The sequence below is a fragment of the Pseudomonas mandelii genome, from assembly GCF_002251635.1.
GTDB lineage: Bacteria > Pseudomonadota > Gammaproteobacteria > Pseudomonadales > Pseudomonadaceae > Aquipseudomonas > Aquipseudomonas mandelii_B.
Map to the genome: position 1 here is coordinate 95,474 of NZ_NMOJ01000092.1, position 16,811 is coordinate 112,284.

The window sequence follows — 16,811 nt, forward strand, 5'->3', positions numbered from 1 at the left end:
CCTCCTTGTGTTGAGTCCGATGGAATGGCAAATCATTTCTGCCTCCATGAGTCAAGCACACTGAAAGCATGGGATGGATGCTCGCAGCCCTTCTACACTCAATCCCCACAAGACCCACTCTCACCAAAAGAGCCCCCATGACCACCCTCAAAGACCGCTTGAAGCAAGGCAAGGACGCCCGCAAGAATTGCCCCCGTAATTCCCAAGCGTCCACGGGCAAAACCAACCGCGACCCGCTCCCACTGATCAAAGCCTCAAGCGAAGGCCGAATCAAGTCCCTGGTCGAACTCCGCTACGGCCGAATGCTCGTCTCCCCCTTCAGCTTCTATCGCGGCACCGCGCTTTTGCAGGCCCACGACCTGTCTTCCACGCCGAACATGGGCCTGACCTCGCCCATCTGCGGCGATTGCCACCTGATGAATTTCGGCGGGTTCGCCACGCCCGAACGCAATCTGTTGTTCGGCGTCCACGACTTCGACGAGGTCCATCCCGGCCCTTGGGAGTGGGATGTTAAACGGCTGGTGGCGAGCATCGTGGTGGCCGCCCGCGATTTGCGTCATGGCGAAACCGTCGAAGAAACGGTTTGCCGCGAAGTGGTCAGCGCGTATCAGGAAACCATGCTCGAGTGCGCCGAACAAAGCTCGCTGGAAACCTGGTACGAGTCCATCCATTACGACGACTTGCGTAAGCAGGCGAATAAAAAAACGCTCGAGCATATCGAACGCGCCATCGCAAAGGCCGAGGGTCGTTCCCACGCCGAACTGTTGCCGAAAATCAGCGAACGTGACGCCCATGGTCGACTGATCATTCGCGATGACCTGCCGGAAATTTTCCACCTGCACAAAAACACCACATTGCTGGATGCCGATGATGACTGGCTACGCCACTCGGATTGGCGGCCTATCTACGACGCCTTCATGCGCGAGTATCCCGGCACGCTGCTGGCTGACCGACGGGCGTTGTATTCACGTTTTCACGTCCAGGACATGGCGTTCAAAGTGGTGGGCGTCGGCAGTGTTGGCACCCGTTGTCTGGTGGTCTTGCTGACCGACGATCAGGAATTCCCGCTGTTCCTGCAATTCAAGGAAGCACGGCGCTCGGTGCTGGCCGATTACGTGAAGACGAAATCAAAAATACGGCATAACGGTCAGCGGGTGGTCGAGGGTCAACGATTGATGCAGGCAGCCAGTGACCTGTTTCTCGGCTGGACCACCGGCCCCAGCGGTCGACACTTCTACGTGCGGCAATTGCGCGACATGAAAATCTCGGCCGAACTCGAGACTTTCGATGCGGACACCTTCGCCGCGTATGGCCGCGTCTGTGGTCGCGCCCTCGCCCGCGCACATGCCAAATCGTCCGGGCAGGCCGCGCAGATCAGCGGTTACATCGGCAAGAGCGATGCGCTGGCCGACGCGCTGTTCAAGTATGCGAAAAGTTATGCAACGCACAATGAGCAAGACTTTGAGCGATTCCAGCAGGCCTGCCGCAAGGGCCAGTTACGAGCTCGCTCCGAGGCAGACTTTGCGGCAGATCATTTGCCCTAAGCGGGTAACGCAGTCCATCCACACATGAACTTTTCTTCACCCCACCACTTCCCCTCAACCGGTACAGTGCTCCCGCTCATTCAAGAAACTACGGTTTGCCCGCCCTCCCGCGGGCTTTTTTTTGCCTTTTGATTGATTAGCTGCGGCCCGTAATCCAATACCCGCCCTTAAACTGTCGCAAATCACGTCCAGCAAGCTTATTGGGTGTACCATCGATCTCTGTCCATCAGATATCAGTTAGCCATGTCCGNAGACTTTCGCGAATCGCTATCGCGCATGGTCACGGCACTGACCAGCATCGGTGTCAGTGTGTTGCTGACCTCNGAANTGGAAGACCGCTACACCGACCTGCGTTTCAGCCCTTACGGCACGGCGTTCCTGACTGACGCGATCATCGTGCAGCGGTATATCGAAGTCGAGAGCCGTTTGTTGCGGATCATGGCGGTGGTCAAGGTTCGGGCCAGCGCCCACTCCGACGAATTGCGCCTGTACAGCATCGATGATAACGGCCTGCAGATCGGCGAAATGTTGCCCACGTGATGCTTGCGCGACGATCCCCCCGAACCGGAGCGCCCTATGCCGTTGTTGTCCCTGCCCTGCAAACGCTTGACGCTGGCGGTGCTCGCCCCCGAACAGGCGGCACTGGAAAGCGATTTCTACCGACGCAACCAAAGGCATCTTGCCCGGTGGTCGCCGATTCGTCCCTCCGATTACCACAGCCCTGAAAACATTCGTCCGCGCCTTGAGGTACAAGCCAGCGCGTTCGAGGCCGGCCTGGCGGTGCATTTCGCGCTGCTGGACCCGGACAACGGCCAGATGATCGGCGCCTGCAATTTCAGCGGCATCACTCGCGGAGCGTTTCAGGCGTGTTATCTCGGTTACCACATCGACGAATCCCGTCAGGGCCAGGGCTTGATGCAGGAAGCACTGGAAGCCGGCATCGGCTACATGTTCGATGAGCAGAAACTGCACCGGATCATGGCCAATTACATCCCCGGTAATGAACGCAGCGCGCGGCTGCTGGAGCGCCTGGGATTTGAACGTGAAGGCTACGCCAAGGCCTACCTGAGTATCGCCGGGCGCTGGCAGGATCACGTGTTGACCGCATTGATCAACGATCGCTTTGAAACCCCGGAACAGCGCTGGTCCAGGCGCCTCGCGTAATACTTCGCGGCCGTTCACACTTCATTAAGCATTCGCCCCGTATGCTCGGGCTTCCCGGTCCACCTGCTTGGTAGCCAGAAGCCTATGTCGCGTCCCGCCATTTCACTGTTTCTACTGGCTGCCCTGCTGTTTTTCTTTGCCTTGGGCAATCATCAACTTCAAGGGTCCACCGAGGCCCGGGTTGCCGGGATCGCCATGCAGATGCACCTGGACAACGACTGGGTGACGCCCCGTTTGTTCGGCGAACCGTTTCTGGAAAAACCACCTTTGAGCTTGTGGCTGGATGCCGGCGCCATCCGTGCATTTGGCGGCACGCCGTGGGCGGTGCGACTGGCCTCGGCGTTCGCCGGGTTGTTCAGCGTGATGCTGTTGTACACGATGCTGCGGCGGTTCGGCCGGCCCAGGGCGATTGCCTGGACGGCGGGAATCTTTCTGGCAACCATGGCCAGTTATTGGAGCAATGTCCGCGGCGTCGGTGAAGACGCGTTGCTCGCCCTCGGCGTGAGCATGGCGTTGCTGGCGTTCTTTCAGGGGCAGCGACAATCGGCGCCCGGCAACGCGCTGCTGTTCGCCTCGGGAATCGCTATCGCCACATTGAGCAAAGGCGTCCTGGGCCTGGCGATGCCGGGCGTGGTGATTTTCGTCTATCTGCTGGCCGAGACCTTGATGGACAGGCGTCTGAAAATCTCCGACTGGTTGCGCCCCGGTTTACTGACGCTTGCTGGATTGATCCCGCTGATGATCTGGCTCGCGGTGCTGTATCAGCGTGGTGGCGCGCCGGCCGTAGGGGAAGTGCTGCTGACCAACAGTGTCGGGCGCTTCAGTGGATCCTTCGTCGAGGCCGGGCATTACGAACCGTTCTACTACTACCTGGCCAAGCTACCCCAAGCGTTTCTTCCGTGGAATATTCTGGTGTACCTGGGGTTGTGGCATTTTCGAAAAAGCCTGATGGCCAATCGTTATTTGCTGTTTTTCACCCTGTGGATCGTGGCGCAGTTTGTGATGCTGACGTTGGCGTCGAGCAAGCGCACGGTGTATCTCATGTCGATGACGCCCGCGGCGGCGGTGATTGCGGCGGAGTATGCGGGCGTTCTGTTCGAGCGGCTGAAGATGCGCGAAGGTGCCTCGAACCTGTTGGGGCACATCGCACGGCATCGGCGCGGCGCAGCCATTGGCGTGATCGCGTTGATGATTGGCAGCTACCTGGCCGCCGCTCAATGGGCGCTGCCCCATGCGGACCGCAAACTGTCGTTCCTGCCGTTGACCGCACAGATCCAGACGATGCAGGCCAACGGGCAACACATCGCTCTGTTCCAGGCCAACGAACGGGTGGGCGGTGCCAGCGTGTTCTACACCCGGCAAGTGCTCAAGGGCCTGGACACCGAGGCGCAACTGCATGAGTTTCTGGCGGACTCACCCGCCAACGTGGCGGTCATGTCCGGCGAAACCGAACCGGCCGCGCCATTGAAAGTGCTCAAGACCATGAAGGTGGGGCGTCAGGCTTATTACTTTGTAAATCAGTAAGCGGCTCAGCGGCTGGCGTTTCAGCCTTTTGCAGCACCGGCATCTCCAGTCGCGCTCGGCCGTAAAACGGCAACGCTGTCAGCAAACAGGCCAGCCACACGAAGATCCCGGCCCAGAAGGTGTGGGACATGTAGTGCCAGCCTTGCAGGACCCGCGTCGTGCCATAGACGAAACCGAGCAGCAACGCGCCGTACATCAGCGCTTTGGAGTAGCGCCAGCGGTAGCGGCGAGCCACGAAGTACAGCGCGAGCATGGTGAAGCCGCCGGAAGCATGGCCACCCGGCCAGCAACGGCCATCACCGGCTTCCCTGAACAACTGGAAGTTGTTGTACCACTCCACATGAGGCAACTTCCCACCGTAGAGGGTCGTTTCAATCGGGCAGTACACGCTGGTGTGCGACTTGAGGAAATGGATCACACCGGTGCAAATGGCAAACGCGAAGACGACGAACAGGAAATCCCGACGATGTCCGTAGGCAAATCGCAGCACCGGCGCCGCTTTGCTCCGCTCCAGAAAACCACCGAGACGCGGATGCTTTGAAATGTCGATCAGCGGCCAGACAAACGACAGCACCGCGCCGATCAGGGCAATCTCGGCGGTCCAGTTCGGAATGATGCGCGCCCACTTGTGGGTGAGCTTTTCAAAAAAGTGAACCTTGTCGAGCGGGAAGATCTGGGCGACCGGATCAAACAGAAGATTACTGAAGGCGATGTCGATCCGGGTCATGTCGAACATCAGGAAAACCACGGCCGCGCAGGCCAACGGGATACCGAAGTTCGCCCAGTAAAAGCGGTTGCGGGAAGAAGTCAGCATCGTGTGTCCTGATCCAGAGGGAAAACTCATTCGGTGGTCACCGAGCGCCAGTCGGAAGCTTCAATGAAACCGAGCATACGCGGTGCTTGAGGTGTTTGGGTGGAGATGAACAGAGAAGCGCCGTAGCCGAGTGTAGAAGTGGACAAATTGAGATCCTTCTCGAGTTGCGCCATGCATTCGCTGTGGGTTACCAAGATCAGGTTGCGACCCGCCACTTTATGCGCCAAGGCATCACGCAGCATCGTGCCTTTGCAACTGACCAACCAATCCTCGCCAAGCGCGACTTTGTTGAACATGTAACTGGCCGTCTGCGACGTACGAATCATCGGACTGTTGTAGATATCGGCCTTGTCCAGCCCCATCTGTTCAAACCGTGCACCGACGCTCACCGCGACGCTGCGCGAACGATCGGTAATGCCATCGTTGCCGCTCAGGCACGCGGCTTTCGAGTGATCACAGCGCTCGACATGGCGCACCAGCACAATCACATCGCCTTTGGCCCAGTCGGCGGCCAACGCTCGTGCGCCCGCCACATTGCCATGCGCCAAGTCCGGTATGGCGGCTGGCTGCAACAGCCAGATTGTCAATGGAATCACCAGCAGCGCCGATGCCAGCACCACGGCCGTGTTTCGGTAGCGGGTCAACCGGCCCAGTTTAATTGAGCGTTTTATCCCGAACAGACTCAGTCTCAATTCCACATCAAGCCGCCTCGCCGGCATGCATCACTGTCATTAGGTGCCGCGAGGGTAGAGTCGCGCGCGTCAGCAGCGGGTGAAACCCATGTGAAAAAAAGCTTAAGGCGCCCCAGAAATCTTGTTACAGATCTGTCCGACAAAATCCTTTCAGCTCTCGCGATTGCTGCCGATACAGACCTGCTACACACCCTTGCTGGCACCTAAAAAAACAACAATCTTCCAGCCAACCGACGATCGAAAGCGCAACGTTCCTGGAGGAATTTGATGAATAGCTGGTTCGGCAACATCAGCGTGAACATGAAACTGGGCCTGGGGTTCGGCCTGGTCCTGGCACTGACCTCGGTACTGGCNCTGACCGGCTGGACCAGCCTGGGCAGCCTGATCGACCGTAGCAACTGGATGAGCGACATCACCCAGCTCAACGCCTCCCTGACCAAGCTGCGTATCGTGCGCCTGCAATACATGCTGGCAAACGGCGATGAAGCCGCCGCTCAGAACGTCCAGACCACCCTTGACGCCTTTTCCGCTCAGCAACAATCGCTGCTGTCGAAGTTCAAGAGCCCGGAAAACCTCAAGCTGCTCAAAGAGCAAGGCACTTACATCGACGCCTACAAGACGTCGCTGAACAAAATGCGCAGCGCCTACCGCACCGGCAACAGCGCTCGCGACACCATGGGCGCCAATGCTGAAACAGCCAGCACGCTGATCGATGTCATCAGCACCCGCGTACAACAAATGCCTTTGAGCGATCAGCGTTTCGAACAGTTCCAGGCCGTCACCGCCGCCAAGGAAGCGTTCATCCTGGCGCGCTACGAAGTGCGCGGCTACACCGCCACCACCAATGCCGAGACCGAGCAAAAAGCCGTCGTCCAACTGGATGCGGCGATTGCCAGCCTGAAACCGCTGAACGTGCATTTCGCCGAGACCCAGCAAGACGCCCTGCGTCAGCTGGAAACCGCACTTGGCAACTACCGCAACGCGTTGATCGCCTATAAAGCCGCCAACACCGATGCCGTGCAGGCTCGCAAGGAAATGACTGACCAGGGCGCCGCGATCGTGACCCTGAGCGACAAGCTGTATGACATTCAGCTTGATCGCCGCGACGCCGAAAGCGCCCAGGCCCGCAGTCTGCAGTTGATCAGCACGTTGCTCGCNTTGCTGGTGGGCATCATTGCTGCGGTCATCATCACCCGTCAGATCACCCGCCCGTTGCGCGACACCCTGGCCGTGGTCGAACGCATCGCCAGCGGCGACCTGTCCCAGGACGTCAAAGTGACGCGCCGCGACGAACTCGGCGTGTTGCAGCAAGGCATCGCGCGCATGGGAGTGACCCTGCGTGAATTGATCAGCGGCATCCGCGACGGCGTCACCCAGATCGCCAGCGCCGCCGAAGAACTGTCCGCCGTNACCGAGCAGACCAGTGCCGGCGTCAACAGCCAGAAGATCGAGACGGATCAAGTCGCCACAGCGATGCATGAAATGACTGCTACCGTGCAAGAAGTTGCGCGCAACGCCGAGGAAGCCTCCCAGGCCGCAGCCGCCGCTGACGGCGAGGCTCGCGAAGGCGATAAAGTGGTCAACGAGGCCATCGCCCAGATCGAGCGCCTGGCCGCCGAAGTGGCGCGCTCTACCGACGCCATGACGCACCTGCAACAAGAGAGCAACAAGATCGGCAGCGTGATGGACGTGATCAAGGCCGTAGCCGAGCAGACCAACCTGCTGGCGCTCAACGCAGCGATTGAAGCGGCGCGTGCCGGTGAAGCCGGTCGTGGGTTTGCCGTGGTTGCCGACGAAGTACGCGGCCTGGCCCAGCGTACCCAAAAATCCACCGAAGAAATCGAAGGCCTGGTCGCCGGCTTGCAGAACGGCACCCAGCAAGTGGCCACTGTGATGAACAACAGCCGCAGCCTCACCGACAGCAGCGTCGAGCTGACCCGTAAGGCCGGCGTATCGCTGGAAAACATCACCCGTACGGTGTCGAACATCCAGTCGATGAACCAGCAGATTGCNGCCGCNGCCGAGCAACAAAGCGCCGTGGCCGAAGAGATCAGCCGCAGCATCNTCAACGTGCGCGACGTGTCNGAACAGACCGCCNCCGCCAGCGACGAAACCGCGGCATCCAGTGTTGAACTGGCGCGGTTGGGGAATCAGTTGCAGATGATGGTGAGTCATTTCAGGGTCTAAAGCACCGCAGCTATCCATCCCCCCTCAGAAGCCCTTTAAATAAAGGGCTTCGTCATTTTTTACGAGGACAATTGCTGCATTTCCCTACCAACGCGCCGCCAACCCGTAAGCCGTGCTGTTTTACAGGCAGATCGCGTTGGTAAACACCAACCGGTTGCCGAACGGATCACTGATGGTCATGTCCTGGCTTCCCCAGGGCATGGCCTGGATCTGTGGGTGCGAAAACGGGTATTGCTTGGCCAGCAGTTGCTGCTGGAACACCTCGAGTTCGTCGGTCTCGATCCGCAGGGCCGAGCCCGGCGTGCTATCGCCATGGTGTTCGGACAGGTGCAGCACGCATTCGCCACGGGAGACTTGCAGGTACAGCGGGAAATTCGCCTCAAAACGATGCTGCCAGTCGACCTTGAACCCGAGGAACTCGACGTAGAATTCCAACGCCTTGGCCTCGTCGAAAATCCGCAGGATCGGGGTGGTTTTGCCGAAGCTCATTGGGTTGCTCCCTGACTGAAAAGACACCCATTGAAGTTGGGCTGGATGTCAGCGCTTCGGCTTGGTGATGGCTTTCTTTAATTGCAATATGCCACCACTGTGACGGACTCCTCGGAATCTTTACTGAAACCCGTCACGCAAATCCCCTTCCCGCGCCAGAAACCGCCCTTCCCGTTTCCCGTTCGCCTGGCCGTCGCTGTAACTCAATACGCCGTTGACCCATACACCTTCAATCCCCTCGGCCGCCCGTTGCGGATCGTTGAAGTCCGCCACGTCGCGAATGGTCACTGGATTGAACAACACCAGGTCCGCCCAATGCCCTTCACGAATCTCCCCCCTTTCCTTCAAGCCAAAACGCGCCGCCGACAGCCCGGTCATTTTGTGTACGGCGGTGTGCAGCGGAAACAAGCCAACGTCGCGACTGAAATGTCCTAGCACCCGTGGGAAAGCGCCCCACAAGCGCGGATGCGGGAATGGGTCTTCCGGCAATCCGTCAGACCCGACCATCGACAAGGGATGGGCGAGGATTCTTCGCACATCGGCCTCGTCCATGCCGTAGTACACCGCCCCCGCCGGTTGCAGACGGCGTGCTGCGTCCATCAGCGAAACGTCCCATTCGGCGGCGATAGCCTGCAAGTCGCGCCCACCCACTTCAGGGTGCGGCGTGGACCAGGTGATGGTGATGCGATGGGCGTCGGTGACTTGCTTGAGGTCCAGGGTCGAAGAACTCGCCGCGTAGGGATAACAATCGCAGCCCACCGGATGAGTTTTCGCCGCTTCCTCNAGCGACGCCAACAACTGCGGACTACGCCCCCAGTTACCCGCCCCCGCACATTTGAGGTGGGAAATAATCACCGGCACCTTGGCATGTCGGCCGATGAGAAACGCCTCGTCCATCGCCTCCAGCACCGGTTCGAATTCGCTGCGCAAATGGGTGGTGTACACCGCACCGAAGGCCGTCAGTTCTTCACTGAATTGCATCACTTCGTCGGTGGACGCCGAGAACGCACTGGCATAGGCCAGGCCAGTGGATAACCCCAAGGCGCCGGCCTCAAGACTTTCACGCAACTGCTTGCGCATCGCGCTGATTTCATCCGCCGTAGCGGTGCGAAACAGGTCGTCGAGATGGTTGCTGCGCAGCGCGGTGTGGCCCACCAATGCGGCGACGTTCAGCGTGGTGTTCGCCGCTTCGACCGCTGCGCGGTAATCGCTGAACGTCGGATACACAAAAGCTGCCGAGGTGCCGAGCAGGTTCATCGGGTCCGGCGGATCGCCGCGCAGGCTCACCGGTGACGCGCTGATCCCGCAGTTGCCGACAATCACCGTGGTCACACCCTGGCTGAGCTTGGGCAACATCTGCGGTTGGCGGATCACCACCGTGTCGTCGTGGGTGTGTACGTCGATAAAACCGGGCGCCAGCACGCGGCCGGCGGCGTCGATTTCTTCGTGGGCGCTGGCCTCGTGCAAGTCACCGATGCGCGCGATGCGGCCGTTCAGAATCGCCACATCGGCGGGGTAACCGGGGCTGTTGCTGCCGTCGATGATCAGGGCGTTACGGATCAGCGTGTCGTACATCATGTCAGTCTCCCAGCGGCAAGTGATCGTCGCCGCCGCGGTAATCGTCGAGGGCGAGTTTGATCCGCCGCAGACGTTCTTGATTGTTTTCAGGATTGGCCAGCGCGAGCTCGGTGGCAAGCAAGTCGATGGCCAACAGCATGCCGTAGCGCGCCGCCGTGGGTTTGTAGATGAACGAGGTCTCGACGCCTTGCAACGGCAGCAGCACATCGGCCAATTGCGCCAGCGGTGAATCGGCGCGGGTGATGGCGATAATCCGTGCGCCATAGTTTCGCGCCAGTTCGACGGCTTCGATCAGTTCGGGGGTGATGCCGGTCAGCGAGCAGGCGATGACGGCGCGTTCGGCATCGAGGCTGGCCGCGGTGACGCGCATCATCACCGGGTCGTGGCACGCCGCAATCGGGTAGCCGAAGCGCACCAGGCGCACTTGCAGTTCATCGCTGCACAAGGTCGAGCAACCGCCCATGCCGAACGCATGAATCATCCGCGCCTTGCCCAGCAGTTTCACCGCATCGGCGAACCGCGATTCGTCGAACGCCGACAGATGCTGACGCAAGGTCGACTCGATATCGCCGACGATCTGCCCGTAAAACGCCGACTGGTCGGGCGTGCCCGCCGGGTCGAGGAAACGGCTGCCGACGCCGCTGGCCTGGGCCAGTTGCAGGCGCAGATCGCGCAAGTCACGACAGCCCACCGTGCGGGCAAACCGCGACAACGTGGCGGTGCTGACCTCCGCCCTCTGCGCCAGCTCATCGAGGCTGGCGGCGGAAGCAAAGCCGACGTCGTCGAGCATCAACCGCGCGATGCGCCCTTCGCCGGCGCTGAAGGAATCCTGGCGGGCGCGGATCTGGTAGAGGATGTCCATGGCAGGCGGCTCCGGTTAAATCAGGTAAGAAAGACCCACCGTCAGCGCGAAAGCCACCACCGAAATAATGGTCTCGAGCACGGTCCAGGTCTTGAAGGTCTGGATCACTGTCATATTGAAGTATTCCTTGATCAGCCAGAAGCCGCCGTCGTTGACGTGGGAAAAGATCACCGAACCCGCCCCAGTGGCCAGCACCAGCAATTCGGGGTGTGGATAACCCAGGCCCATGGCAACGGGCGCGACCACACCGGACGCCGTCGTCATGGCCACGGTGGCCGAGCCCGTGGCGATCCGCATCAGCGCGGCGAACAACCAACCCATCACCAGTGGCGACAGGTGAAATTCGTGGGCCAGGCTGACGATCTGATCGGTGACCCCAGCATCCACCAGAATCCGGTTCAAACCGCCGCCGGCGCCGACCAGCAAAGTGATGCTGGCGGTTGGCGCCAGGCATTCGTTGGTGAACCTGAGGATCGATTCGCGGCTGAAGCCTTGGGCGATGCCCAGGGTCCAGAAACTCAGCAAGGTCGCCAGCAGCAAGGCGATCACCGAGTTGCCGATGAACAGCAGGAACTGGTTGAAACCGCTGCCCGGCGTGGAAATCAGGTTGGCCCAGCCACCGATCAGCATCAGCACCACCGGCAACAGAATGGTCGCCATGGTGATGCCGAACCCCGGCAGGCTGTCGCGCGGTTCGCGGTCGAGGAACTGGCGTTCCAGCGGGTTCTCCGCCGGCAGTTGAATGCGCGGCACGATGAACTTGGCGTACAACGGACCTGCGATGATCGCGGTCGGAATGCCGATCAGGATCGCGTACATCAAGGTCTGCCCGACCGACGCCCCATACACCTGCACTGCGAGCATCGCTGCCGGGTGCGGCGGCACCAGCGCATGCACCACCGACAGCCCGGCGACCATCGGCAAACCGACCATCAAAATCGACACGCCGACGCGGCGGGCCACGGTAAAGGCAATCGGCACCAGCAACACAAAACCGACCTCGAAGAACAGCGGCAGCCCGACCAGGAAGGCGATGCAGACCATCGCCCAATGGGCGTTCTTCTCGCCGAACCGGTCGATCAAGGTCCGCGCCACCTGCTCCGCGCCGCCGGACTCGGCCATCATCTTGCCGAGCATCGTACCCAGCGCCACCACCAGCGCAATGTGCCCCAGGGTTTTGCCAACCCCGGCCTCATAAGCCCCGACCACCCCGGACGCCGGCATGCCCGCCAACAGCGCGAGGCCGATGGACACCAGGGTGATGACAATGAACGGATTGAGTCGGTAACGGGCGATCAGAACGATCAGGGCAATGATGGCGATGGCGGCATACACCAGCAGCCAATAGCCGAAGGACAGGGTCATGCGGTACTCCTCGAAAGGGTCACGTCGAATGGATTGTGAAACTCTTAAATCATTTCGAGGCGTGATTTTCAAACGAGGTGAAAGTTATTTTCGTGCAGAGGTAAGGGATGTCGCGCAGAGGTATGCGAGGTCGGTGGATATGAAAATCAGGCAGGCGGATTTACATCCNCGGGGTTAGGGCCTCAGTCGTGATTCACGCGCGCACGCTTGAGCAGTTTCTTGCAGCGCTCGGACAAATGCAGCACGCGCACATGCTTGCCGGCCTTGGCGTAGCGCTCACGCAACGTCTTCAGCGCGGCGATGGCCGAATAGTCGACAAAGCTCAGATGGCGACAATCGATCGTCACGACAGGCGGATCGTTGGCGGGATCGAATTGATTGAGAAACGGCGTGGTCGAGGCAAAAAACAGCGTTCCATGCAGGTGGTACAACTTGCTGCCGTCGGCTTCGAGATGAGCATCGGCATACAACTCGCGCGCCTGCTGCCAGGCAAAGTTGAGCGCCGCGATGATGATCCCGCACAGCACGGCGGTGGCCAGGTCGGTGAACACGGTGATGACCGTGACCGCGACGATCACCACTACATCGTTCAGCGGCACTTTGTTCACCACCCGCAACGAGGCCCAGGCGAACGTCTGCTGCGACACCACAAACATCACGCCGACCAGGGCNGCCAGCGGGATTCGCTCGATCAGCGGCGACAGAAACAGAATGAACAACAGGATCATCACCCCGGCAAATACCCCGGAGAAGCGCCCGCGCCCGCCGGAGCTGAGATTGATGACGGTCTGACCAATCATCGCGCAGCCCCCCATGCCACCAAAAACCCCCGAGACCATATTGGCCGCGCCCAGGGCCACACTTTCGCGGTCGGGGTAGCCACGAGTCTCGGTGATCTCGTCGGTGAGGTTCAAGGTGAGCAGGGTTTCCAGCAGGCCCACCATGGCCATCAGGAACGCGTAGGGCGCGATGATCGTGAGGGTTTCCAGGCTCCAGGGAATGTCTGGCAGCGCGAACGTCGGCAAGCCGCCGGCGATGTGCGCCATGTCGCCCAAGGTGCGCGTCGGCAGGCCAAGCAAATACACCGCCAGCCCCACACTCAGGATCGCCACCAGCGCCGGCGGCACGGCACGCGTCAGGCGCGGCAGCAGGTAAACGATCGCCATCGTCAACACCACCAACCCGGTCATCAGGTACAACGACGTGCCACTGAGCCAGGTTTCGCCCTCCTTGAAGTGTTCGAGTTGCGCCAGCGCAATGATGATTGCCAGGCCGTTGACGAACCCAAGCATCACCGAGTGCGGCACCATGCGCACCAGNTTGCCCAGNCTCAACAGNCCGAACGCCAGCATGATCAGGCCGCCGAGCAACACGGTCGCNAGCAAATACTCCACACCGTGCTGCACCACCAGCGCGACGATCACCACTGCCATCGAACCTGCCGCGCCNGACACCATCCCCGGTCGCCCGCCGAAGAGCGCGGTCAGGGTGCAAATGATGAACGCACCATAAAGCCCCATCAGCGGATTGAGGTGGGCCACCAGCGCGAAGGCAATGCATTCGGGGAGCAGAGCGAAAGAAGTGGTGAGTCCGGCCAGGACATCGGCGCGCAGACGTTTTGGTTTCATGGAGGATCGAACACAACAGGGAAAGAGGGGGGCGGATGTTACGGAATTGAGCACGGCCCGGCCAGCTGTCGGGGCTTCAGAAATGCAATCGCGGGCAAGCCCGCTCCCACAGGTATTATGTCGCTCACGAAATTGGCGAACGACAAAGATCTGTGGGAGCGGGCTTGCCCGCGATGAACGATGACGCGGTCTAAAGCGAACTCAAACCATCTCGTCACGAATCCATTCAACCACCGACGTGCGCTTCGGCACCCAGCCCAGCAGTTCACGCGCATGCTTGCCGCGAACCCGGCTGTTGGAGCCCAGGCCATAGTTGGCCATTTCATAACCCCATTCGGCTTCGGCGTCTTTCAACGGCCAGTCTTGCGCCTTGCCCAGTTTCAGGGCTTCAGCCATGGCCGTGGTCATGTCGATGAAGGACGCCTCCCCGCTTTCGACGAAGTAGAACGTGCCCGGTACGTTTTTGGTCAGTGCCAGCAGATACAGGGACACCACGTCTTCGATGTGGACGTTGGACCAGATGTTCTGCCCGGTACCCACATGGCGCACCACGCCGCTCTTGCGCGCCTGCTTGAGCAGTCGCGGCAATTGCACGCTGTCACGTTTCACACCCAGGCTGTGGCCATAGATCAGGGTGTTACAGATCACNGCCGAATTCACGCCGTCTTTGGCCGCCGCGAGGATCAGGTTGTCGATGGCCACACGGGCGGCCTTGTCGACGGTCGGCTCCGGCAGGTTGTCTTCAACGTAGATGACATCGCTGGCTTTGCCGCCCGACGCATCACCGACGATGCTCGAACCGCTGGTGTGCAAGAACACTTTGTGGGAGCCGCGCAAGGCATTGAGCAAGGCTTCCACCGCGCCGCGATGGTCGCTGCTGGCGGCGTTGATCACGGCATCGGCCGCACGGGCCTGTTCGGCCAGTAGTGCGCTGTCGTCAAGAGTGCCGACCACCGGAGTGATGCCCAGTGCGCTCAGTTCAGAGGCTTGTTCGGCGTTGCGAACCAGGCCGGTAACCTGGTGGCCCGCCCGGACGAGACCGGTGGCGATGGAGCCGCCGATGAATCCAGCGGCGCCGGTAACGAATACGTTCATGGAGAAACTCCCTGCGTGAATAAGTGATGCATTGAGTATCGAGGACCGTCCTGTGGTGAAACAGACCCGCTGACCCAAATCACTCTTGCGCAGGAGTCACGAATCAGCCGGTGAAGTCCGAATTCGCATAAGCCGCCAATTTGCCCTGAATGAAGTCCAGGAAGCATTGAATGCGCAGGGCCAGTTGCGAGTTGCGGTAGTACACCGCGTTGATCGGCTGGCGATAGCCGCTGTTGAAATCCGCCAGCAGCACCTGCAAACGCCCGGCGCGAATGTCGTCGATCGTCATGAAGTGCGACAGACAGGCAATGCCCTGGCCTTCCAGCGCCAGGTGCCGGATCGTCTCGCCGCTGGAGGCGCTGATCGACGCCTGAATCGGCCAGCGATCACCGTGCACATAGCGCAACGGCCACTGGTTGAGGCCTTCGTTCTGGGTAAAACCCAGCAACGCATGCCCGGCCAGGTCCGCAACCGCCGTTGGCGTGCCGTGTTGCTCAAGGTAGGCCGGGCTGGCGACGATGTGCAGCGGGCTGCAACCCAGCGAGCGGGCGTGCAACGTCGAGTCGGCCAGCGTGCCGATGCGGATGGCGATGTCGGTGCTTTGTTCGAGCAAATCGATGATCAGGTCATTGCTGTTGAGTTCGAGCTGGATGTCGGGGTAGAGACGGCGGAACTCGTCGATGTACGGCACGATGGCGTGCAGCATGAACGGCGACGCGGCGTTGATCCGCAGACGCCCCGACGGGGTTTGCTGGCGTGAGGTCAGGCGTTCTTCGAGCTCATCCATCTGATCGAGAATCAGCTTGGCGTGCTCGAAGAAGTACTTGCCCTCCTCGGTCAGGTCCATGCGCCGCGTGGTGCGGTTGATCAGCGTGGTGTCGAGCTTGGCTTCCAGGCGCGACAAGGTGCGGCTGACCGCCGANGGCGTCTGCCCGACCTGTTCGGCCGCCGCGGAAATCGACCCGCACTCAATCACGCAGACGAAAATCTGCAACTCATCGGATCTGGCTTTCACGTGTGTCCCTTATCGATAATTCAGCGCCGATCGCTTTTTGTAGGAGCCGGCTTGCTGCGGGCGGCTCCTACAGGTTCGGGTTCATTGCTGCGGGCGGCTCCTACAGGTTCGGGTTCAAGGGTATCGATAGTAGCCGAGCCTCACGCTTTGAGGCCAAACACCTCAGTCAAATGCTGTTCATAGCGCGCCACATCAGCCTCGATATTCGGGCGTTTCATCACATCGACCGCCAGGAAGGTCGGCAAACCGCTCATGCCAAGGAATTCGTTGGCCTTGTGAAACGGGAAGTACACCGCGTCCACGCCCTTGGCTTCGAAGAAGTCAGTCGGGTCGTCGAAGGCTTGCTGCGGCGCGTTCCAGGTCAGCGACAGCATGTACTGTTTGCCCTGGATCAGGCCGCCGCTGCCGTATTTCTGCGAGGCATCGGAACGAGTCCGGCCGTCGCTGGCGTACAAGCTGCCGTGGCCTTCGGTGAAGACTTCGTCGAGGTACTTCTTGACGATCCACGGCGCGCCCATCCACCAGCCGGGCATCTGGTAGATGATCACGTCGGCCCAAAGGAATTTGGCGACCTCTTCAGCGACGTCGTAACCCTCGTCGATGAAGGTGGCTTTCACATCAACGCCGCCGCGATCCAGCACGCTCAACGCGGCTTCATGCAGGGTGGTGTTGTAGCGGCCATCGGAGTGGGCGAACTTTTTGCCGCCATTGAGCAACAGGACTTTTTTCATGAGAAATCTCGGAAGGTCAGGAATTCGATGGCAGCAGAGTAACGAGCTGCCTCGCGCGGAATAAGCGCTGAATTCACAAAATACATTTGACCAATAAGCACGAATAGGCGGGTGATTGTTGCC

13 protein-coding genes and 3 pseudogenes are annotated in these 16,811 nt (G+C 60.3%); 6 read left to right on the top strand and 10 right to left on the bottom strand.

All coding sequences use genetic code 11. The annotated features are described in order from the left end of the window. Nucleotides 1-137: 137 nt before the first annotated feature. From B7L09_RS13535 to B7L09_RS13550, 4 genes and pseudogenes are all read left to right on the top strand, one after another. Nucleotides 138-1,544, top strand: a complete 1,407-nt coding sequence (locus B7L09_RS13535; protein ID WP_094469222.1) for a DUF2252 domain-containing protein — start codon at nucleotides 138-140, stop codon at nucleotides 1,542-1,544. Nucleotides 1,545-1,796: 252 nt separating this feature from the next. Continuing rightward, nucleotides 1,797-2,084 (top strand): annotated as a pseudogene (locus tag B7L09_RS13540) (RAD55 family ATPase); the annotation flags it as partial. Between the two features lie 36 nt (nucleotides 2,085-2,120). Next, on the top strand, nucleotides 2,121-2,708 hold the full coding sequence (gene rimJ, locus B7L09_RS13545; protein ID WP_094469223.1) for a ribosomal protein S5-alanine N-acetyltransferase: 588 nt from the start codon (nucleotides 2,121-2,123) through the stop codon (nucleotides 2,706-2,708). A gap of 84 nt (nucleotides 2,709-2,792) precedes the next feature. Then, nucleotides 2,793-4,232: an ArnT family glycosyltransferase gene (locus B7L09_RS13550; protein WP_094469224.1), complete on the top strand. Its 1,440-nt coding sequence runs from the start codon at nucleotides 2,793-2,795 to the stop codon at nucleotides 4,230-4,232. On the opposite strand, the gene B7L09_RS13555 is transcribed toward B7L09_RS13550, so the two are convergent. Both B7L09_RS13555 and pmrG read right to left on the bottom strand, forming a co-directional pair. Further along, nucleotides 4,183-5,046, bottom strand: a complete 864-nt coding sequence (locus B7L09_RS13555; protein ID WP_094469225.1) for a phosphatase PAP2 family protein — start codon at nucleotides 5,044-5,046, stop codon at nucleotides 4,183-4,185. The genes B7L09_RS13550 and B7L09_RS13555 overlap by 50 nt on opposite strands. 26 nt (nucleotides 5,047-5,072) lie before the next feature. Beyond that, nucleotides 5,073-5,744 (bottom strand): lipopolysaccharide core heptose(II)-phosphate phosphatase PmrG, encoded by a 672-nt coding sequence (gene pmrG / locus B7L09_RS13560; protein ID WP_094469261.1) that lies wholly within the window; start codon nucleotides 5,742-5,744, stop codon nucleotides 5,073-5,075. A gap of 294 nt (nucleotides 5,745-6,038) precedes the next feature. On the opposite strand from pmrG, the pseudogene B7L09_RS32805 reads away from it, so the two are divergent. Next, nucleotides 6,039-7,019 (top strand): annotated as a pseudogene (locus B7L09_RS32805) (methyl-accepting chemotaxis protein); the annotation flags it as partial. A 309-nt stretch (nucleotides 7,020-7,328) separates the two neighbouring features. Next, nucleotides 7,329-7,925 (top strand): annotated as a pseudogene (locus tag B7L09_RS32810) (methyl-accepting chemotaxis protein); the annotation flags it as partial. 120 nt (nucleotides 7,926-8,045) lie between these two features. On the opposite strand, the gene B7L09_RS13570 reads toward B7L09_RS32810, so the two are convergent. From B7L09_RS13570 to mdaB, 8 genes are all read right to left on the bottom strand, one after another. After that, a complete protein-coding gene (locus B7L09_RS13570) occupies nucleotides 8,046-8,414 on the bottom strand; it encodes a glyoxalase superfamily protein (protein ID WP_094469227.1) in 369 nt (122 codons plus the stop codon). Between the two features lie 120 nt (nucleotides 8,415-8,534). Continuing rightward, the gene (locus tag B7L09_RS13575) at nucleotides 8,535-9,992 is read right to left on the bottom strand and encodes an N-acyl-D-amino-acid deacylase family protein (protein ID WP_094469228.1); all 1,458 of its coding nucleotides are present in this window, start codon (nucleotides 9,990-9,992) and stop codon (nucleotides 8,535-8,537) included. Nucleotide 9,993: 1 nt separating this feature from the next. Then, the gene (locus B7L09_RS13580) at nucleotides 9,994-10,854 is read right to left on the bottom strand and encodes a MurR/RpiR family transcriptional regulator (RefSeq protein ID WP_094469229.1); all 861 of its coding nucleotides are present in this window, start codon (nucleotides 10,852-10,854) and stop codon (nucleotides 9,994-9,996) included. 15 nt (nucleotides 10,855-10,869) lie between these two features. Beyond that, nucleotides 10,870-12,219 (bottom strand): GntT/GntP/DsdX family permease, encoded by a 1,350-nt coding sequence (locus B7L09_RS13585; RefSeq protein ID WP_094469230.1) that lies wholly within the window; start codon nucleotides 12,217-12,219, stop codon nucleotides 10,870-10,872. A 182-nt stretch (nucleotides 12,220-12,401) separates the two neighbouring features. Then, nucleotides 12,402-13,847, bottom strand: coding sequence for a SulP family inorganic anion transporter (locus B7L09_RS13590; protein ID WP_094469231.1), 1,446 nt, complete (start codon nucleotides 13,845-13,847; stop codon nucleotides 12,402-12,404). 201 nt (nucleotides 13,848-14,048) lie between these two features. Beyond that, nucleotides 14,049-14,942, bottom strand: a complete 894-nt coding sequence (locus B7L09_RS13595; RefSeq protein WP_094469232.1) for an NAD-dependent epimerase/dehydratase family protein — start codon at nucleotides 14,940-14,942, stop codon at nucleotides 14,049-14,051. 103 nt (nucleotides 14,943-15,045) lie between these two features. Continuing rightward, nucleotides 15,046-15,957 carry a LysR family transcriptional regulator gene (locus B7L09_RS13600; protein WP_094469233.1) on the bottom strand — a complete coding sequence of 304 codons (912 nt, stop codon included), beginning with the start codon at nucleotides 15,955-15,957 and terminating at the stop codon, nucleotides 15,046-15,048. Nucleotides 15,958-16,097: 140 nt separating this feature from the next. Further along, the gene (gene mdaB / locus B7L09_RS13605; protein WP_094469234.1) at nucleotides 16,098-16,688 is read right to left on the bottom strand and encodes an NADPH:quinone oxidoreductase MdaB; all 591 of its coding nucleotides are present in this window, start codon (nucleotides 16,686-16,688) and stop codon (nucleotides 16,098-16,100) included. Nucleotides 16,689-16,811: the final 123 nt, after the last annotated feature.